The organism is Lysinibacillus sp. NPDC097214, assembly GCF_050277945.1.
Taxonomy (GTDB): Bacteria; Bacillota; Bacilli; order Bacillales_A; family Planococcaceae; genus Lysinibacillus; species Lysinibacillus xylanilyticus_B.
Genome location: NZ_JBNNSS010000001.1, coordinates 234039 through 254589, shown reverse-complemented (window position 1 = coordinate 254589; position 20551 = coordinate 234039). Strand labels below are relative to the sequence as shown.

The window sequence follows — 20551 nt, the reverse complement described above, 5'->3', positions numbered from 1 at the left end:
GGAGCTGTCCAATAAATTTATTGGACAGCTCCATTTTCATGCGTGGCTTGTAGAAAGGAGGGGGATCGATGCTTCATAAATGGGAAGGGATTGTCCTAAAGGTACGTGCCTATGGAGAATCAAATAAAATTGTAATATTACTAACTAGAGAAGCGGGAAAGGTTGCAACGATGGCTCGAGGAGCGAAGAAGCCTTCTAGCAGATTAGCATCTGTGACACAGCCGTTTACCTATGGCATGTTTATGGTGCAGCATCATACTGGTATGGGGACATTGCAACAAGGTGAGCATCTCAATTCAATGCGCCATATTCGTGAGGATATTATGGCAACAGCATATGCAAGTTATATAATGGAACTTGTCGAGCGAGTAGTAGAAGAGGGGAAACCTGAGCCATATGCATTTGATGTGCTCCTTCAAGCATTACAAGCAATTGAGGAAGGTTATGACCCGGAGGCCATTACATTGTTTGTAGAATGGAAAATGCTACCCTATACAGGTGTGCAGCCTATATTACATGCTTGTGCTGCTTGTGGTGCCGTAGACGGTGAATTTGCATTTTCTTTTGCGCAGGGAGGTTTTTTGTGTCATCGTTGTTATCAGCATGATCCTTATATCATTCGATTAACACCGACCCAGCTTAAGCTTATTCGGATGTTCTATACTGTACCCATTGACCAGATTGGGAAACTAGATTTGAAAAAGGAAACAAAATATTTTATAAAAAAAATAATTACAACCATTTACGAGGAACAAACAGGAATTCGTTTTAAGACTAAAAAATTTATTGAACAGCTAGAGCGAACGCCTGAATTTCAGTTAAGAACAAATACAGAACAAGAAAAAACGCCAGAAGACCATTAACAATGATCTTCTGGCGTTTTTTCTTTTTTAATTCGTCTTGAAAATACAAGGAAAAGGCGGACTCCTAATGTTTCCCATCCGAATGCTAGGCGGTTATTTTGTCAAAATGTTATTTTTATAGTGGCATCGATTTTTTTGCAAATCGCATTAGGTCAAATTGATTAATCCTGTATCATTTACAGAAATTTTGTTTATGAGAGAAATTTAATTATAACTTATAAAAACAAACTTTTATTTTCTGTTTTATAGGACTTTATGTACTTTTTGATTCGACTTAATAGCTGTTATGAAATAATTGTTTTAGGTCTAAAATATTAATTTTGGTATAGTTTTTAATATAAACATAGTAGAAACTATTCATTCTAATTCCATATAATAGTTGAAAAGGCATTTTACTCTATGATATTGTAATTAATATAGATGATGATATTTACCTTCTTTCAACAATTATTCTCTGTAGCGGAAGCAAAGTGTCAGGCACAGAAGCGTCCCACCTCTAAAGAAGGTGAGATGAATGCGGATTTAAGCTACTTTTCAGCGGGGGTCCAACCCCCTTGGAATAAAGGAACTCAGTCTAAGATCGCTACGTCCTGTGGTAATTTATCTGTGCGATTATCGAAATACCGACATCGTGTCGGCCCTCATGTTGTTGTTGTTGCTGTCGCTTCGCTTTCGCACAGATAAAACTGTGTTGCTGTCGCTTCGCTTTCGCACAGATAAAACTGTGTTGCTGTCGCTTCGCTTTCGCACAGACAAAAACATGTGCTGTCGCTACGTTAGCACTGCGCTTTCGCACAAAATACATCTGTTGCTGTCGCTACGTTAGCACTGCGCTTTCGCACAAAAAACATCTGCAGGCTTCAGCACAAAGCCGATTCTGGATCAATTATGCCGAGGCATAATTGATGAACAACGCACAACGCAGTCTTACGGAAGAAGGAGGGAGTCACATAATGCTTAAACATTGCGTATGTGGCAGAAAATATGCTAAGAAAAGTGACGTTAAGTATTGATGAAGTTGAAGCAAATGATGTTTTAGCTGAAGATATTTTTTCTGATTATCGTTTATTAGCTAAAAAAGATCTAGTGTTAACGGAACGAATTATTGCTTTACTTAAACTTAGAAAAGTTGATGAATTATCTGTTTATCTACCAACTGATTCAGTCCGAATTGTTCATGATTTAAGTGTTCAGCGTTCCAAGGATTACGAGGATGTATTTGCGCCGCTAATGGATAAAAAGGATGAGGCAGATGAGTATAAAGAAACAGTAAAGCAACTTTTTATGACTACATTAGAGAATGTTGTGCATGAATTACGCTATGGTAAAATTTTAAAAAGCATCCAAGACACTGCTTATGTACGAGATGTTTTTGAAAGAGTTTTAGAAAAAAAACATCGCTATGAATTACTCATGCGATTAAAAGAATGGGATGAATATTCTTTTGTTCATTCATTTGATGTTTTTGTTTTAGGTACAATCTTTGCTCGTTATTTAGGTTTAATGGATATTGAAACGTTAGCAAGAGGCTATTTGTTCCACGATATTGGGAAGGTATTTATTCCGCAAGAAATATTAAATTTAAAACGAAAATTATCGGAAGATGAGTTTGATATTGTCAAAACTCATACGACTAAAGGTTATGAGCTACTCATTGAAAATGGGGAAGAGGATATCGCCTATTTAGCACGTGATCATCATGAGCGCATTGCTGGTCAAGGTTATCCGAATCAGCTTTGTGAGGATGATATGTGTGAGGGAGTTCAAATGCTGCAGATTATTGATGTTTATTCAGCGATGACATCGAAGCGTGTATATCATTCGGGATATGCTGCAACAGATGCATTAGCTGTTTTATATCGTGATCGACATTTATATAACGAGAAATTTATGCATAAATTTGTAGAGTGTTTAGGGATTTATCCTGTCAACTCAGTCGTGCAATTATCTGATAATCGAAGTGCGCAAGTTGAACTTGTCTATGATTTATTCCCGACATTACCTAAAGTTAAGTTATTAGATGAGCAAAAGTCTATGATTTTACCTTTGAATTATAGTGTGAAAATTTCGAAAATGATAGATTATCGTGCTAACAGCTTTGAAGAAATTTTTAACCTATTTATAGAACAATTAATTCGCTGTGACGAAAACAGCTTAAGAGTCTACTTTAAAAAATTAATAGATCATTTACATCCTAAAGAAATTGTTTTAAAAATATTTTTACCTGCCTTTCGAATTCTACGTTTATTAACAAGAGAAATCCAAACGGATATGACAAAGTATAGAAATTCTATTAATATTCTAAAAAAGTTATTAGAAGAACAAATAAATATATTGTATATGGATTATCAGCATGAGAAAACAGCTGTATTTGTTGTGGAAACTTCCCTTCGTGAAAATTTCTTCATAAAACTTGTGCAAAGTATTTTGTATATTGACAAAATTGTGCCGTTTTTTATTAATCCAGATGATGACCAACGCATTTCACAATTGATGGAACATTGTAATGTAAATGTAGCTTACTTTATTGAGGATCAACTAACAATTGAGAAAAGGGTTCGTCCAATGCGAGAAGGAACATTTCTATATTATACGCTTGTAGATATCGAGGAAATCCTAATAAGCTTAGTAGGTATGAGTATGAAAAGGTTTTCATTTGAGGAGAAGATGCAAGAGCGCTTGTTTTCATCATTAAAGACCTAACAAAAGAATAAATTGTGTATCCTAAAACAAGGTTGATTTTCACTCCGAGTGGGCGCTTTCCGCGCAAGTTCATCCCGCGGGAATCACCATGCTCAGTGGAAAATCAACGGTTCCTCATCATAAGTCTGAGTAGGCATTTTTTATCTAAGAAAGCCGCACCATACGAGACGGTTTCAAGGCTCCGCACTAAATGGGAACGTCGGGCTCTAACGATTAAATCACCATACAGCGATCAGGAGTAGCGTTTGTTTATAGTCTAAAGGGAGTCGCTTAAAATGCGACTCCCTCTTTATATACTTATGAATTTAGAATTGAAGATGTTTTTCGATGTATGCTTTAACATCCGTAATTGGCATACGAACTTGAGACATTGAATCGCGATGACGCACTGTTACTTGACCATCTTCTTTTGAGTCAAAGTCGTAAGTGATACAGAATGGTGTACCAATTTCATCTTGACGACGGTAACGTTTACCGATTGATTGTGACTCGTCAAAGTCAACTGGGAATGCTTTGCGAAGCTCTGCCCATACATTAGTAGCCTCATCTGAAAGCTTTTTAGAAAGTGGTAGAACTGCAGCTTTAAATGGCGCTAGAGCAGGGTGGAAGCGTAAAACTGTACGTTTATCATCGCCTTCAAGCTCTTCCTCGTCATAAGCATCGCAAAGGAATGCTAATGTCACACGGTCTGCACCTAAAGATGGCTCGATGCAATATGGAACGTAACGTTCGTTTGATACTGGATCAATGTAAGTAAAATCTTCACCAGAATGCTCCATATGCTGTTTTAAATCGTAATCTGTACGATCCGCTACGCCCCAAAGCTCGCCCCAACCGAATGGGAATTTAAATTCAATATCAGTTGTAGCGTTTGAGTAGTGAGACAATTCGTCGTCTTCGTGGTCGCGAAGACGCATAGACTCTTCGTTCATGCCTAAATTTAATAACCAATTTTTACAAAATTCTTTCCAGTATGCGTGCCATTCAAGGTCTTCTCCTGGCTTACAGAAAAATTCAAGTTCCATTTGTTCAAATTCACGTGTACGGAAAGTGAAGTTACCTGGAGTAATTTCGTTACGGAATGACTTACCAATTTGTGCAATACCGAATGGTGTACGTTTACGCATAGAACGTTGTACATTTTTAAAGTTCACGAAAATACCTTGTGCTGTTTCTGGGCGTAAATAAATTTCGTTAGTAGAAGATTCTGTTACACCTTGGAATGTTTTAAACATTAAATTAAATTGACGAATATCTGTAAAATCAGCTTTACCGCAATCCGGGCACACTACGTCATACTTAATCATCGTTTCTTTCATTTGGTCAAATGTCATACCATCGACAATGATTTCATCGCCTTTAGCTAGCGCAGCATCCTCGATGATTTTATCAGCACGATGGCGTGCTTTACATGCCTTACAATCGACCATTGGATCATTAAAGTTACCAACGTGACCAGAAGCAACCCAAGCTTTTGGATTCATTAAAATTGCAGCATCTATCCCAACATTGTGCTCTGATTCTTGGACAAATTTTTGCCACCATGCTTTTTTTACATTGTTTTTTAATTCAACACCTAGTGGACCGTAATCCCAAGTGTTTGCTAAGCCCCCGTAGATTTCAGAACCTGGGAAGACAAAGCCGCGATGCTTCGCTAATGATACAATTGTTTCCATTGATTTGTTAGCCATAAAAATAGCCTCCTTTATAGTTTTCAAAGAGTGAACTTTGATTTTGGTTAGCGCATTTATACGATTGATAAATTCGCTAGATATTTTTAATTTAGGTAGGACTAAATTAAAAATAGCACCCGTCTCCGGGCACAATAAATGCCCAGGGACGAGTGCTAAAACCCGCGGTTCCACCCTGATTGTTTTAAACGAGATGTTTAAAACCTCTTTTTAAAAAGGTAGCTCAAGGAGTGCCTTTTCTCTGTTACTGTGTAGACTTTCACCATCTTCTACTCGCTTTAAAATGGAACAGATACTTTTTTCCCGTCATCGCTTATATAACGCAAATCACTCGAAAATACATCGAGAGCAAGCGTATGTGTCAATATTGTAGCATGTAGTTCTTTTCTTCGCAATAATTATTAAAATAGTATATAATAATTGAGCATAAGTATAACACTATTAGATTTGAGGCGGTGAGTCCAATCGAACTCAATAAACGTCAGGAAGACATTTTACAAATTGTGAAAGAAAACGGCCCAATCACAGGCGAACATATTGCAGAACGTCTCAATCTGACAAGAGCAACTTTAAGACCAGATTTAGCAATACTCACAATGGCAGGCTTTTTAGATGCTAGACCTCGTGTTGGCTATTTCTATTCAGGTAAAAAAACATCCGTTACATTGACGGATAGTATTAACAATTTAAAGGTGAAAGATTTTCATTCAGGCCCTGTTGTTGTGCCAGAAACAATGACTGTTTATGATGCGATTTGCTTCATGTTTTCAGAGGATGTTGGAACACTCTTTGTCGTAGATAAGAATGAATTTTTGACAGGAGTGCTTTCTCGTAAGGATTTACTACGAACAAGTATTGGCACGCAGGATTTAAACAAAATTCCTGTACATATAATTATGACACGCATGCCAAATATTTCGTACTGCGAGAGATCAGATTCTTTAGTTGTCGCAGCGAATAAACTAATTGAACGAGAAGTGGATTCGCTACCAGTAGTTGAGCCACAAGAAGGTGGATTGACAATCGTTGGTCGTCTTACAAAAACGACGATAACACGAGCTTTCTTATCACTTGCACAGAATGACTAAATAGTTGAAGGAGAGCAGCATGAAAAGACTACGAGTTTTTGTTGTATCTGATTCAGTCGGTGAAACTGGTGACCAAGTAGCGAAAGCGGTTATTAGCCAGTTTCGACCTGGTTTGGAAAACACGATAATTCGTCGTTTTCCTCATATACAATCTGAGGAGCTCATTCGAAAAATTGTATGCCTTGCAGCAAAACAGAAGGCATTTATTGTGTATACGCTTGTTCGACAGGAGATGCGATCGTTATTGCATGACCTGTGTGAGCAAGAAAAGGTATATGCCGTCGATATTTTAGGGCCTGCTTTAAAAACAATGGCAACCTTTGTGGAAGAATTCCCATTAGAAGCACCAGGAATTGTTCACCAGCTAGATGATGATTATTTTAAAAAAATTGAGGCTATTGAATTTGCTGTAAAATATGATGATGGTAGAGATCCACGTGGTCTATTACAGGCTGATATTGTGCTAGTTGGTGTTTCCCGTACTTCTAAAACACCGCTATCACAATATTTAGCACATAAACGCTATAAGGTGGCGAACGTACCCTTAGTACCAGAAGTGGAGCCACCTGAAGAACTTTTAAAAATTGATCCCAAAAAATGTTTTGGTTTAATTATTTCTCCTGATAAATTAAATTCAATTAGAAAAGAGAGATTAATGTCTCTAGGATTGAATGATGATGCTATCTATGCAAAGCATAATCGAATATTAGAAGAAATCCAGCATTTTGAAAAAATTGTTGCTAAAATTGGCTGTAAGGTTATTGATGTGACAAACAAAGCTGTTGAAGAAACAGCAAACGTCATTATTGAGCATATTTTGAACAGTAAATAAGAAACGAATGATGATAAACCACCTCGATTATAAGAGGCGGTTTTTTTGAGTCGGGTTTGAAAATAGTATAGATAAAAACTAATTTTTGTTTTATAATAATAAAATTGTGGTAAAAATATTTATTAAGAGAAAAATCCTATTTTTTTGTCGAGAAATAAAGGATTTTTAAATCGGATAGCGAATTGTGTTTTAGAACGTAATTTAAAGATGGTGATTGATTTGGCAGGGAAGATTCCTGAAGAAGTGATTGAACAGATTCGCACACAATCGGATATTATTGATGTCATAAGCGAATACATGCAGCTTACTAAGCGTGGGCGCAATTGGTTTGGCCTCTGTCCTTTTCATGGAGAACAAACGCCATCTTTTTCTGTGTCATCAGACAAACAAATTTTCCGTTGCTTTGGTTGTGGTGCAGGTGGTAATGCTATTACTTTTGTCATGGATATAGAAGGTATTTCTTTTCCTGACGCTGTTGTGAAACTTGGTGAACGTGTTGGCATACATTTAGATGTAGGGCCTAGTTTACCTGAAGTAACGAAAAAGGTATCTAAAGCAGAAGAAAGGATGAAAGAAGCCCACGCTTTTGCAGCAGATTTTTTTCAACATTTACTGTTAAATACAGAAGATGGAGAAGAACCTTTAAATTATTTGCTAGAAAGAGGATTTACAAGGGAACTTATAGAATCTAATAGCATTGGATGGTCTCTTCCAAGCTTTGATGCATTAACGATATTGCTTGAAAGAAAAGGTTATAACTTACAAGAAATCGCGGAAAGTGGTTTAGTAATTAAGCGTGAAGGGGAAGAACGCTATTTTGATCGTTTTAGAGGGCGTATTATGTTTCCCATCCGTGATGAGAACGGTAAGATTATAGCATTTTCTGGACGAATTCTTGCATCGACTGGTGAAGAGGCAAAATATTTAAATAGTCCAGAATCACCGATTTTTCAAAAGAGTGAAGTGCTATATAACCTAGATAAAGCACGAACCTCCATTAGAAAAAATCGTCAAGTAGTATTGATGGAAGGGTTTATGGATGTTTTAGCAGCAACTTCTGTTGGTGTAACGAATGCTGTAGCAACAATGGGCACTTCGCTTACGAATCAGCATATCACAAAGCTAAAGCGCTTAGTAGAGCAGGTTACGGTTTGCTATGATGGTGATAATGCAGGTTTTGATGCGGCAAAAAGAGCGGCACAGTTACTTCAAACGGAACGTATGAAAGTCAATATTGCGGTGTTACCAGATAAGCTAGATCCCGATGAATACATTCGTAGTTTAGGTGGACAAGCATTTAAAGAACAAATTTTGGAAAACCCTCATGCGTATATTGCTTTTATGATGATGCATGCTAGACGAAATAAGAACTTTCAGTTTGAAAATGATACGCTTCAATATATTCAAGAAGTTCTTGAGCAACTGGTAGGTAGATCGTCACCGGTTGAGCGAGATTTGTATATAAGACAGCTATCGAATGAGACAAATATCTCGGAAGAAGCGATTTATGCTCAATTCCGAAAGCTAGAGGCAAATCAGGTACGTTCTACAAAAGTAGAGATGCCTGTTCAAACGCCTTCGATGCCGGTCACGCAGCAACATAAGCCTATGGACGCAGCTGAACGTGCCGAACGTTTATTACTGGCTCATATGCTTCATAATATAGATGTAGTGGACAGGGTATTACGTAGTGAGCAAAAAGAACCGTTTGTACGAGATGCCTATTTGGCAGTTTTTGTTCGCTTAGTAGGATTTTATGAGGAATATGGTCATCCTGATTATCAGCGTTTTGTTGAGATATTAGATGACTCTGAATTACGCAAGATAGTAATGGAAGCGGCTTTAACGGAGCGGGATCCCGACCAAGCAGAGGCAGAGGTCACAGACTCAATACGTCAGCTGCAAAAATATAGAATTGAGCAAGAAATTCAACAAAAGATGCATGAGTCAAAGGAAGCGGAGAAGATGCACGAGTATGCGCGTGCACTTGAAATCGCCCAACAGATTATTCATTTAAGAAAATCGTTATCGGCGATTTAACCCGATTCGGTTGTTTAGAAGGAGGAAGGTTTATGGCGGACAAGTCAGAACGTTCAAAAGAGGTAGAAGTAGAAATTACATTAGATGAAGCAAAAAAGATACTACAAGAAAAAGCAAAAACAGAAGGTGAAATTTCAATGAAAGAAATTTCAGAGAAACTTGCGCCTTATGAATTGGAGAACGAAGAGATTTTCCACTTTGCTGAGGATCTTGAAAAGGCAAAAGACATTCAAATCATTGGAAAAGAAGAGTTTGAAGAAGAAAGCTTAATGAAAGAAGAAGCGAGCGAAGAGACTTTCGATTTAAATGATTTGAGTGTACCACCGGGTGTTAAAATAAATGACCCTGTACGTATGTATTTAAAAGAAATTGGTCGAGTTGATTTACTTTCTGCCGAGCAAGAAATCGCTCTAGCTGAGCGTATTGAGCAAGGTGACGAAGAAGCGCGTAAACGTCTAGCAGAAGCGAACTTACGTCTTGTTGTATCGATTGCTAAGCGTTATGTTGGCCGTGGAATGCTATTCCTTGATTTAATTCAAGAGGGGAATATGGGGCTTATCAAGGCTGTTGAGAAATTTGACTACCGTAAAGGCTTTAAATTCTCCACTTATGCAACATGGTGGATTCGCCAAGCGATTACACGTGCTATTGCGGACCAAGCACGTACAATTCGTATTCCAGTGCATATGGTCGAAACAATTAATAAATTAATTCGTGTACAACGCCAATTACTACAAGACTTAGGTCGCGAACCATCTCCAGAAGAAATTGGGGAAGAAATGGATTTAACACCTGAAAAAGTACGTGAAATTTTAAAAATTGCGCAAGAACCAGTATCTCTTGAAACACCAATTGGAGAAGAAGATGATTCACATTTAGGGGACTTTATTGAGGATTCTGAAGCTCAATCTCCATCTGACCATGCAGCATATGAATTGTTAAAAGAACAATTAGAGGACGTGTTAGATACATTAACTGACCGTGAAGAAAATGTCCTTCGCTTACGTTTCGGTCTAGATGATGGTCGCACACGTACATTAGAAGAGGTAGGGAAAGTATTTGGTGTAACACGTGAACGTATTCGTCAAATTGAGGCGAAGGCGCTTAGAAAGCTACGCCACCCTTCTCGTAGTAAACGTTTAAAAGATTTCTTAGAATAGAGCTATACAGGTTAGGGCTATCCAATTAGTGATGACTAATTGGATAGCCCTTTTTATGCTACTATTGAATCAGGAGAATACTCGTATAAGTGAAGTCTATCAAAAGAAAATATTGTTTCGAAAAAGTTTATATTATGTACTAGAATGTGACAAACTTAATATTTTTGCTACTTTATATAGATGTGTTTTGCAATGTTTTGAGATAAAATTGGAATAACAACCATATAAAGCAATGTTTGGAGCAAAAACTATGACCAATCCTCGAAAAAAAATAATTTTGAATGAGATTTTGTTTTGGAAGCAAAATAAGCTATTACCAGAGCATTACTGTGACTTTTTAACGGCTCTTTATGCAGAGGGGGAAGATTTAGAGGAGTTAGAACCAGTACATCATAAACAAGCTATATTGCCTTCAGAAAAGAGAAGGCTGTTACTTATAATTGCAGGTATATGTATTGCGATGATTGCTCTGTTATCTATTTATTTTACAATAACCTCCTACATGATCATTTTAACGGTTGTCGTTGGAATAGCTGCTTTAGCATTATTTCTGACGGCATTTCGAATGGCACAAAAAAATGATTTATTAGCGCCTGTTTTCCATTTGTTGGCCGCTGTTTTATTGTTTAGTATGTCTATTCGAATTTACACTACATATTTTAACGGAAATAATATGGCATTGTTTTGCTTGATTGCAGCGAACTGTGGGGTTTGGCTTTGGTCAGGTTTAAAAATGAAGCTACTTTATTTCACGGTATCAGGTGTCCTAGGGTTACTAGCACTGATTAGCTATTATATCATAAACTTATTGTAAGAACTCATTTTGTAAATTAGTTCGCTGACAAACCACAAGAATCTGTTTGCTTTCATTAGCATACGGATTCTTTTTTTGCGTCATGATCCTACGTAAAAGCCTTATTGGGGAAGATTAACAATAAAAACCATTTTATTGTTAGCAAATGTTAATAAAATATTTTGATTTTCTTGGTATATGATGCGTAAAGAGAGGAAAGATAACAACATGTAATGAAGCAAAAGTTTAATGCTAAATAGAGTATAGATAGTCCAAATATTGGTGATTTCAAGACATATTTTATCCAATAGATACAGAAATGTCGAATTTGTTACAAACAAAGGAAAACTTAGCGAATGGTCTTTTCGTTTTATGGTTAATGAAGTACAATATTAGATGTTGACTGATTCTATATTATAATAGAAGTAGATTTACAATGAGGAGGGGAAACATATGAAAAACAATCCAGTCGTTCCTTACATCTTAATTCTTGCATTTGGTATTGGTCTTATTTTCTTCATGTCTTTAACAGGTGCAGAGAACAAAAAAGAAATTGCTGCTGAAAAAGAGGGCGGTGGCGAAAAGACAGAAGCTACTGATGACGGCTCAGCTTTAGTACAATCTTGTATCGGCTGTCACGCTGCTGACTTAACTGGTTCTGTAGGTCCAAACTTACATGGCTTAGATGAGGCTCGTATCGTTGAAGTCTTAACTAAGGGTATCGAAGGAACTCCAATGCAACCTGGAATGAAAACTGAAGCGGAAGCAAAAGAAATCGCTAAGTACATTTCAACTCTAAAATAGTTCTAAAAAAGTAGCTGTACTAAAAAGCGTTTAATCGTTATTAGTACAGCTATAATTTATTTATTTTCATTGTTTAATGGAAAATGGAGTTGCTCAAAAATTTGAGGCAACTCCATTTGTTTTTTTTCTCGACATCATACATACTAAGAATGGACACTATTGAAGACAGGCGGTAAAAAAAATGAATGCACAAAAATTATCAAAACGATTAGAAACAGTAGCAAGCTTTGTTCCCTCAGGTGCGGTTGTAGCTGATATTGGGAGCGACCATGCATATTTACCATGCTACTTAATTCATAAAGGTATTGCTTCTTATGCAATAGCAGGAGAAGTAGTGAAAGGGCCATTTGAATCAGCAGTTGGACAAGTGCAAAAGGAAGGCTTAACAGAAAAAATTACAGTACGACTTGCGAGTGGTTTAGCGGCAGTGGAAGAAGCGGACCATGTTGATACGGTTACTATTGCTGGAATGGGCGGTCCTTTGATTGTCTCCATTTTAGAGAAGCATCCTGAAAAGTTAAATGGGGTAACAAGGCTTATTTTGCAGCCAAATATTCATGCTAAAGTGATTCGCGAATGGGCATTAGCACATAATTGGGCAATCCAGGACGAAGAGATTTTAGAGGAAGACGAAAAAATTTATGAAATTCTTGTATTGCAAAGAAGCTCAATGACGTTATCGGAACCGGAAATTATATTTGGTCCGAGATTAATGCAACGAAAATCACCAGCATTTATTAAAAAATGGTCGCGTGAAAAAGAAAATTGGCAGCGTGTATTACAGTCTATTGAAGGGGCAGATCAAACACCTGAAATTGAAGAAAAACGTGCAGAGTTAGTGGCTCTACTCAATTTAGTGGAAGGGGTTCTGTGACATGAAAACAGTAAACGGTCAGGAAATTATTCAATTGTTTGAATCATGGTCGCCTAAAAAGCTAGCCTGTATGGAAAATGACCCAATTGGTCTTGCGATTGGCACATTAAACAAACCTGTAAGTAAAGTATTAGTCACATTAGATGTGAATGAAGAAGTAGCCGATGAGGCTATTGCTCAAGGATGCGAACTAATAATTGCACATCATCCACCGATTTTTAGACGACTTTCGAATATTCGTACTGACAATCCAACTGGGCGTTTATATGAAAAACTTATTAAAAATGATATTGCTGTTTATGCAGCACATACGAATTTAGATGTGGCTGAAGGTGGTGTCAACGATTTACTAGCAGATGCGCTACAGCTTGAAAACCGTTTTATTCTAGAAGAAACTTATGCGGAAAATATGTTGAAGTTGGCAGTTTTTATACCGACTAACAATGCCACTGATTTACGTGAGGCATTAGCAAAGGCAGGAGCGGGTCGTATTGGAGATTATGAAGCGTGTAGCTATACGACAATGGGAGAAGGGCGTTTCCGTGCGCTAGAAGGTGCAAATCCACATGTAGGTTCTATTGGTGAATTACACGTTGAAGAAGAAGTGAAGGTAGAAGTAGTATTTCCGGAATCCGTAAAAAATCGTGTGCTAAAGGCCATGTTAAACGCACATCCATATGAAGAACCTGCTTATGATCTTATTCGTCTAGACAAGCAAACAAATGTAATGGGCTTAGGGCGGGTTGGTTATTTACCACAAGAAATGACTCTTCACGAATTCACACAATTTGTCAAGAAGCAGCTAGACGTGCCTGCTGTACGAGTTGTTGGCGATTTACAGTCAACGGTGAAAAAAGTTGCGCTTGTCGGCGGCGACGGCAATAAATATATCTATTCTGCGAAACGTGCTGGAGCAGATGTATTTTTAACAGGAGATATGTATTTCCATACTGCCCAGGACGCTCAAGCAATTGGACTGCAAATTGTAGATCCAGGTCATCATGTGGAGAAGGTGATGATTGCCGGAGTAGCTAAAAAGATGGCAAGAATGTGTGAGGATAAAAAATATTCTGTTGAATTTGTACAATCTACTATTCATACAGAACCGTTTTTATTCGTGTAAGAGAGGGGAATATCAGTGGCGAATGAAAGACCTGCTGGCAATAAAGGCGGCAAGTTATGGATCATGATTGGTTTGCTAATTGCTGTGTTTGGTGTAGGCATGACATTTATGACAAATACGATGAATGCCAAAAAAATTGATGCAATGACCGAGCAATGTGAAAAAGATGGCGGCGAAGCCATCGTCTCAAAAGAAAAGAAGTTTCTATCAACAAACTATTCGTTTAAATGTAACCAGTAATAATAAAAAGGCTGAATTATAGTATGTAATATAATTCAGCCTTTTTGTGTTGTTGAGAACAAAATGCTAAAGGAAACTTTGTGAATGTTGTGCTCTAAAAATGAGGGTAATTTCCGTTCCAGGCTACTCGCTTTGTTGTTGCTGTCGCTTCGCTTTCGCGCAGAGCAAGGCTTCCTGTGGGCGAGCTGATGCTGCAAGGGGGCCATTGTGTGTCTTTTTTTAAAATTGTGATAGCACTTTAACGAGGCTTTGCCTGGCGTTAAAGTGCTATTAGTTTTTCCTTATGCTCTTTCTAACTTTTTCTAGACTAGAGCCATTGTTTAAACGTCTTCTAATGAATCTTTAGATTTGTTAAAAAATAAAAGATATAAACCAAATACTATAGTGATAACTCCTGTGATAAATATTAATTTTTCTACATCGTCATAGATCATAGGGATAAGCATACATGCAACAATGGCAGATGAAGAAACTGTATTTATTACAGATGAAACTTTACCTATATGTTTATAATCATAAAAATGATAGATCATTTTTCCATAAACTGTTCCTGACATACCAATTAAAAAAAATGTTAAAGAAAAGAGAACTGTTTTTATGGCTATGTTATCTGTAAAGACAATCAATGTTATAGCTGTACCAGAAATCAAATAATCTATCATGAAAAAGTTTTTAAAAGGCATCTTAATATGGTTTGAGAGAAATACTCCAATTAACTCAGATCCCCTTTGGATAGCTAAAAGAATACCTAAATATTCAACTCCAATATTTATTATTACTAGATAAACACCAACAATTCGCATAACCATGGTTGTAAGGCCACTTAAAATACCTTCCATTACAACAATTCTTGAAGGTGTTTTTTCTTTCCAAAAATATTTAAATGAGTACAAAATGCTATCTTTGTAATTAAGATTTTGTTGAGAGTGATTGTCATTAATTGATGTATTATCAATGTTTTTATACGAAATTTTTAAGAATAATGCTATACATAATACAAAAGTAAATATATCAAGTACAAGTATACTTATTACGGACATATATATAAGAATAATTGCTGAGAGGAAGTTTGATATTATATCAACTGTATTATTAGTGACATTCATTATATAAACGGAATTTTCAATATCTTTCTTTTTGTTTTGTAATATTTCTGGAACAAAACTTGATTGAGCTGGATAAATCATTGTATTTGCAAATGAAAATATGAAATGCAATAAAAAAATTAATATTATATCTGATCTAAAGTACACAGTTAATAATATCCCAGTTATAGATATTAATTGTATAATTTCGAAACTAATTAATAATTTTTTTTTGTTTTTAAAGTTGTCTATTAAAGTTCCAAAGGCAAAATTCATTAAGGATGGTAAAAAAGCTATTAATCCGAAGATAGCTAAAGCACTGGCACCAAAGTTGTAAATAGATATTGTTATATAGGTTAAAACAACTGTATATAAGCTATCTCCGAAATTTGTTGCTATCCTTCCAGAAATTAAATAAATGAAGTTTTTATTTTTTGCTAAGGTCATATTTATATATGTTCCAGTCAAATAAGTCGATTTGAATTGCCTCTGGTTTATAATTTAGTTGTGTAATGACACTTTGAGCTTGATAAGAAATTAATCCTGCAGCCATATAAGTAATCGGAGCTATAACACTTGTCGGGAATGATATGTTTTCCAAGAGCTGTTCTCTTGAAGCACCTTGTTCTCCATATAGTTCAGAGCTTGTAATTGTTATATTTGGGTTCATACAAAATGTATTTATAACTGTAGAAGCATATGATCCTGAAATAAAAGGTTTATTAAATTCTATAGACAATTCATCAAACCAAACGTCAATTTTGTACTTTGGAGTATCGGCACAACATATTGAAATATCAAAATTATATTCTTTGAAAATATCTTTTAAGTCATCTTTGGTAGATATGTATTTATTAATTTTATTTACATTTACATTTGGATCTATTTTTTTTATATATTTATCAACTATATCAGCTTTATTTTTTCCTAAATCTTCTTTGAAATATGTACCCTGTCTAGTTAAATTTGATTCGTCTATAACATCATTGTCAATGATAGTGAATGTTTTAATACCCAATCTAGTTAAGATTTCGCATACATTCGAACCAATTCCGCCTAAACCAACTATTAAAACATGTGCTTCATTTAATTTTTGTTGATAAATGGAAGGGTTTGTATTATTCGAGACATCCATCCATTCGAAAAAGTTTATATTACGTGAATATTTATATTTTTTATCATATTCATTTGTAGTAAGTAGACCTAAATTCTTTAGAACATTAATTTTATTATTAAATTTTTCTTCGCTTATTTTTAATTCTGAACGTTCATTCTCACCATTTAATACTTTTAAAATATCAATGTTCATTTCACTTTTTTCTATTGATCTTTCGATTCCATCTTGGCCTAATCCAAAGATTATTTTTTCTCCTACAATCAAAGGCTGCAAAGTCTTTTTTATCTTTAATTCGGTCATAGAAATATTCCTCCAATTAAAACCTAATTTTTGAATTGAAACAAAACAGAAAGAATGTAGATTCCTTCTGTTTTGTTTTTATATAAGGGATTTTTGCAATATTTTTAGTGTTCTAGCACGCTATATTAGCGATCGCCATTACGGAAATGTGGTTTCATTTAAATCACCTCCATTACTGATTAACGCTGTTCTTTGAAATAGTATGAATTTTCTGAGTATTGTGCGCATCATTCAACCTCTTACTTTTACCCGGGTATGATAAATAGCATATCATTAGCTATAAATATTTAAAAATCAACTTTTGTCATTAAATGAACAAAAAAATGATAAAATTCAGAAAATTATTCACTGTTTTCACTTCGAAATCGCAATAAAGAACTGTTGCTAGAACAAACTTAAAATGTTTTGAACAATTAAGTACTCATAAATTCTTTAGAGAATCCTATGCCACCGGTCTATTATCAAGTTTTGTTATTAATTGAACAAAACTTGATAAAGTTCAATATTTAGCGATGGCTTTTAAAATTATATTAATTTTCTCTTTTGACAAACATATCTATCGGACGCCCCCAGGAGGCTCTGCTCTGCGCGAAAGCGAAGCGTCAGCGGCAAATGTTTTAACTGTGCGAAAGCGAAGCGGCAGCAATTGTTTTATCTGTGCGAAAGCGTAGCGACAGCAACAACAAAGCGCCAAGCCGGAACGGAAATCAACCCCTCGTTTTGCCGAAGAGCCTAACATAATTTATTGTGATTCTTTAATTAATTGACGTAAAAGAGAATATGAAGACTGAATTAAAGTATTAAAGATAATTCAGCCTTTTTGTATATGCATGGATTAATTTTAGAGTGTTATGATAGGTGAGTATAAATTGTAATGAGAGGAGAGTTATTAAATGTTTATTCGTTTAACAAAAGAACAACAGGAAACAATAATAGCTGATATTCAACGATTTTTCTACAATAATCGAGATGAGGATATTTCAGAATTTGAAGCAGAAAGAGTATTTGATTTTATAAAGGAGAATATTGCTCCACATATTTATAATGCAGCTATATCGGATACAAAATATGTTGTAGAAAGACAATATGCATCGATTGAGGATGAGCTTGCGGCATTAGAAAGACCTATTAAAATAAATTAATCAAATAATTGGAAATTTCCATAAATATATGATACTTTTATCTTGGATTGAAGATAATTTAATTCGAAGTAAAAAACAATAGTTTAATTAACCATCTTTGTATTGAATAAAGAAATGCATTCCTGTACAACATGGCTAAGAGAACCGTTTTTAGTTCAAATGAATGATTCGGTCACAATTTGAGGGATGAATGAAGGAGGAATAATGTGATGAAAATTGGGGTTATTTTAGGGAGTACGCGTGAAGGTCGTTTAAGTCCACAAGTGGGCGAATGGGTTAAGGAAGTAGCTGGAAAACGTGGTGATGCAGAGTATGAAATTATTGATATCGCGGATTTTAAATTACCTCTTCTAGGCGAGCCTGGTGGAGATGCTTCAGGTGTAGCTACATGGTCACAAAAAGTCGCTGCATGTGATGGTTTTGTTTTTATCGTTGCAGAATATAACCATTCCATTACGGGTGCACTAAAAAATGCATTAGATTACTTACGCGTGGAATGGAATAATAAGGCCGCAGGTATTGTTTCTTACGGCTCTGTTGGTGGTGCAAGAGCAGCTGAACATTTGCGTGGAATTCTTGGTGAATTATTAGTAGCGGATGTTCGCGTACATCCTGCTTTATCTTTATTTACAGATTTCGAAAATGGTACAGTATTTAAACCAAAGGATATGCAAGTAGATTCAGTCAATCAAATGCTGGATCAACTTATCCCTTGGGCAACAGCATTAAAAACAATTCGATAAAGGCTAAAGCAATATGTACAGTAAGGAGTGCATATTGCTTTTTTTATTTGGCTCTGTTTAAATCGATTGTTGTTTTTCTCAAATAAAAAAGCGTATTCAAGAATTTTCGAATACGCAGGTTTTCGAGTAGCAAATACATATAAAGCTACCTACCTTTATAATGTTTCAATCTTTTGAAAAATCTCTTTGTAAAGGATATTTAACTCTTTTTCACCTTTTAAATAGAAGTACCAAGCATCTTCGCGATTTGCATCGATATTAGATAAATAAATTGTCGTATGAGAACCATTATTTAATGTTTCCCAATCAGCTGTTTCATAGGTAATCCCTTCGTTTGTAAATGGCAAATTACGTTTTGGTGAATCAAAAAAATAATAGGCATTTTAGAATTTTTATAAACTTTAACAACTTTATCACCTGATGCTTCTTCAAACATCACTGGTGTTATCATTACAGCATCAAAATTTGTTGAAATAGTCAATGTATCTTCACTAAATTCATCTAATGAAATTGGTTCGAACTGAACTTTTTCATTATTTAATTCAGGAATATCACCAACGACAGCAATTTTTAAAGGTGCTCCATCATATTTAACTTCATCAATTGAACATAACCAATAATAACAAACTTAATATTAATAAAATTTTTTTCAAATGTATTCCCCAACTTTTTAGTAATACTGTTCTTTCATTATATATTATCATTCTATAAATATTCCCAAAACTTTATTGTGCTACCATTTTTCTTAATGGTATTGTTGCGTTTGTTTCGTTTTTTATGCAGTTTTATGGCAGTTTAGCTTTGCGATAAATGCCTCTGTGCTAATCCATTTTAAAGGGGATATTTTAGAATCGCTTTATCATTTTAAGAATAATGGAACTTTTCTACGGGGAATTCGTATCCATTAATGTAAGTGAATTGGATATTAAAGAAGAAGGGTTGGAGTGTAGTGTGACACAAAAACAAACTAAGACTGCCAAAACTTAAATAAAGGAAGGAAAAGTATATGAAAATGGTTACTGTCCATCATTATGATGCGTTTAGCACGATCCCTAATATGGGGAATCCAGCAGGTGTCGTCGTTGAGGGAGATCAGTATAGTGAAATAGAAATGCAGGCTATTGCTAAGCAAGTAGGCTTTAACGAAACTGCTTTTGCGCTAAAATCGGATAAAGCTGATTTACGTATACGTTATTTCACACCAGGGCATGAGATGAATTTATGTGGACATGCAACAATGGCAACGATATATGCACTAAAAACAAAAGGATTACTAGAAGATAAATCAAAGCTAACTATTGAGACGAAGGCAGGAATTCTCGCAATTGAGATAAAAGAACAAAAAGCAGGACGAATTTACATCACCATGCAACATGCAACACCTCAGTTTGAAGCCTTTAACGGTTCAAAATCTAAACTTGCCCAATCAATTGGACTAACAGAGGAAGCGATACATCCTGAATTACCGATAGTTTATGGAAGCACAGGGATTTGGACATTGCTAATCCCTATTAAAAATTTATCATACTTTGACAAAATGAAGCCGCAATCTGCAGATTTTCCAGCTATTCTAGATGAAATGCCAAAAGCATCCTTGCATCCTTTTTGTTTAGAGGCAATTGATAAGAATGTTGATATGCACGCAAGACACTTTTCATCGCCTTATTCTGGAACAATTGAAGATATAACTACAGGTACTGCCTCAGGTGTTATGGGGGCATATTTTGCAAATTATATCGATCGGGAAACCCAATTGCCAAAAACACTTACTGTAGAACAGGGTCAGGAACTTGGGAAGGATGGGCGTGTACATGTACATGTAAAAAAAGATGCGGGGAAATTGAATATTTCGATTACAGGAACGGCTGTACATGTGAGGGAACTACAAGTGCATATTTAAAAAGGTACCGCTTATAGTATTTTTATTGCTGAGGAAGCGGCCCTTTTTGATAT

Annotated in this window: 19 protein-coding genes; 14 read left to right on the top strand and 5 right to left on the bottom strand. The window is 35.6% G+C overall.

Annotation, left to right across the window (positions count from 1 at the left end):
- Positions 1 to 68: 68 nt before the first annotated feature.
- Positions 69 to 863, top strand: coding sequence for a DNA repair protein RecO (gene recO, locus ACQKMI_RS01275; RefSeq protein WP_427486830.1), 795 nt, complete (start codon positions 69 to 71; stop codon positions 861 to 863).
- Between the two features lie 583 nt (positions 864 to 1446).
- On the opposite strand, the gene ACQKMI_RS01270 is transcribed toward recO, so the two are convergent.
- The gene (locus tag ACQKMI_RS01270) at positions 1447 to 1668 is read right to left on the bottom strand and encodes a hypothetical protein (protein WP_427486828.1); all 222 of its coding nucleotides are present in this window, start codon (positions 1666 to 1668) and stop codon (positions 1447 to 1449) included.
- Between the two features lie 179 nt (positions 1669 to 1847).
- On the opposite strand from ACQKMI_RS01270, the gene ACQKMI_RS01265 reads away from it, so the two are divergent.
- Positions 1848 to 3566 carry an HD-GYP domain-containing protein gene (locus tag ACQKMI_RS01265; protein ID WP_427486827.1) on the top strand — a complete coding sequence of 573 codons (1719 nt, stop codon included), beginning with the start codon at positions 1848 to 1850 and terminating at the stop codon, positions 3564 to 3566.
- Positions 3567 to 3871: 305 nt separating this feature from the next.
- On the opposite strand, the gene ACQKMI_RS01260 is transcribed toward ACQKMI_RS01265, so the two are convergent.
- The gene (locus ACQKMI_RS01260; protein ID WP_427486825.1) at positions 3872 to 5257 is read right to left on the bottom strand and encodes a glycine--tRNA ligase; all 1386 of its coding nucleotides are present in this window, start codon (positions 5255 to 5257) and stop codon (positions 3872 to 3874) included.
- 455 nt (positions 5258 to 5712) lie between these two features.
- Here ACQKMI_RS01260 and ACQKMI_RS01255 point away from each other — a divergent pair, with 455 nt between their 5' ends.
- The 9 genes from ACQKMI_RS01255 to ACQKMI_RS01215 all read left to right on the top strand — a co-directional run bounded on the left by ACQKMI_RS01255 (position 5713) and on the right by ACQKMI_RS01215 (position 14211).
- A complete protein-coding gene (locus ACQKMI_RS01255; protein ID WP_323647243.1) occupies positions 5713 to 6345 on the top strand; it encodes a helix-turn-helix transcriptional regulator in 633 nt (210 codons plus the stop codon).
- A 19-nt stretch (positions 6346 to 6364) separates the two neighbouring features.
- Complete coding sequence (locus ACQKMI_RS01250) at positions 6365 to 7177, top strand: pyruvate, water dikinase regulatory protein (protein WP_427486824.1); 813 nt, start codon at positions 6365 to 6367, stop codon at positions 7175 to 7177.
- 207 nt (positions 7178 to 7384) lie between these two features.
- Positions 7385 to 9217 carry a DNA primase gene (gene dnaG, locus ACQKMI_RS01245; protein WP_427487328.1) on the top strand — a complete coding sequence of 611 codons (1833 nt, stop codon included), beginning with the start codon at positions 7385 to 7387 and terminating at the stop codon, positions 9215 to 9217.
- A 32-nt stretch (positions 9218 to 9249) separates the two neighbouring features.
- On the top strand, positions 9250 to 10377 hold the full coding sequence (gene rpoD / locus ACQKMI_RS01240; RefSeq protein ID WP_053484645.1) for an RNA polymerase sigma factor RpoD: 1128 nt from the start codon (positions 9250 to 9252) through the stop codon (positions 10375 to 10377).
- A 250-nt stretch (positions 10378 to 10627) separates the two neighbouring features.
- Positions 10628 to 11191: a hypothetical protein gene (locus tag ACQKMI_RS01235; RefSeq protein ID WP_427486823.1), complete on the top strand. Its 564-nt coding sequence runs from the start codon at positions 10628 to 10630 to the stop codon at positions 11189 to 11191.
- A 432-nt stretch (positions 11192 to 11623) separates the two neighbouring features.
- On the top strand, positions 11624 to 11974 hold the full coding sequence (locus tag ACQKMI_RS01230) for a cytochrome c (RefSeq protein ID WP_323647236.1): 351 nt from the start codon (positions 11624 to 11626) through the stop codon (positions 11972 to 11974).
- A gap of 181 nt (positions 11975 to 12155) precedes the next feature.
- Positions 12156 to 12848: a tRNA (adenine(22)-N(1))-methyltransferase gene (locus ACQKMI_RS01225; protein WP_427486822.1), complete on the top strand. Its 693-nt coding sequence runs from the start codon at positions 12156 to 12158 to the stop codon at positions 12846 to 12848.
- 1 nt (position 12849) lies between these two features.
- Positions 12850 to 13971: a Nif3-like dinuclear metal center hexameric protein gene (locus ACQKMI_RS01220; protein WP_427486821.1), complete on the top strand. Its 1122-nt coding sequence runs from the start codon at positions 12850 to 12852 to the stop codon at positions 13969 to 13971.
- Positions 13972 to 13986: 15 nt separating this feature from the next.
- On the top strand, positions 13987 to 14211 hold the full coding sequence (locus ACQKMI_RS01215) for a hypothetical protein (protein ID WP_427486820.1): 225 nt from the start codon (positions 13987 to 13989) through the stop codon (positions 14209 to 14211).
- Positions 14212 to 14531: 320 nt separating this feature from the next.
- Here the strand turns inward: ACQKMI_RS01215 and ACQKMI_RS01210 are convergent, their stop codons facing one another.
- Positions 14532 to 15743, bottom strand: coding sequence for an MFS transporter (locus ACQKMI_RS01210; protein WP_427486819.1), 1212 nt, complete (start codon positions 15741 to 15743; stop codon positions 14532 to 14534).
- Positions 15724 to 16713: a ThiF family adenylyltransferase gene (locus ACQKMI_RS01205; protein WP_427486817.1), complete on the bottom strand. Its 990-nt coding sequence runs from the start codon at positions 16711 to 16713 to the stop codon at positions 15724 to 15726. Before ACQKMI_RS01205 ends, ACQKMI_RS01210 begins: the two co-directional genes overlap by 20 nt.
- A gap of 893 nt (positions 16714 to 17606) precedes the next feature.
- Here ACQKMI_RS01205 and ACQKMI_RS01200 point away from each other — a divergent pair.
- Together ACQKMI_RS01200 and ACQKMI_RS01195 are read left to right on the top strand one after the other, a co-directional pair.
- Entirely contained in the window at positions 17607 to 17855 is a 249-nt protein-coding gene (locus ACQKMI_RS01200) for a DUF2164 domain-containing protein (protein WP_427486816.1), read from the top strand.
- A 209-nt stretch (positions 17856 to 18064) separates the two neighbouring features.
- The gene (locus ACQKMI_RS01195; protein ID WP_427486815.1) at positions 18065 to 18598 is read left to right on the top strand and encodes an NADPH-dependent FMN reductase; all 534 of its coding nucleotides are present in this window, start codon (positions 18065 to 18067) and stop codon (positions 18596 to 18598) included.
- A 155-nt stretch (positions 18599 to 18753) separates the two neighbouring features.
- Here the strand turns inward: ACQKMI_RS01195 and ACQKMI_RS01190 are convergent, their stop codons facing one another.
- Positions 18754 to 18945 (bottom strand): hypothetical protein, encoded by a 192-nt coding sequence (locus ACQKMI_RS01190; RefSeq protein WP_427486814.1) that lies wholly within the window; start codon positions 18943 to 18945, stop codon positions 18754 to 18756.
- A 659-nt stretch (positions 18946 to 19604) separates the two neighbouring features.
- Here ACQKMI_RS01190 and ACQKMI_RS01185 point away from each other — a divergent pair.
- Positions 19605 to 20498, top strand: a complete 894-nt coding sequence (locus tag ACQKMI_RS01185; protein WP_427486813.1) for a PhzF family phenazine biosynthesis isomerase — start codon at positions 19605 to 19607, stop codon at positions 20496 to 20498.
- Positions 20499 to 20551: the final 53 nt, after the last annotated feature.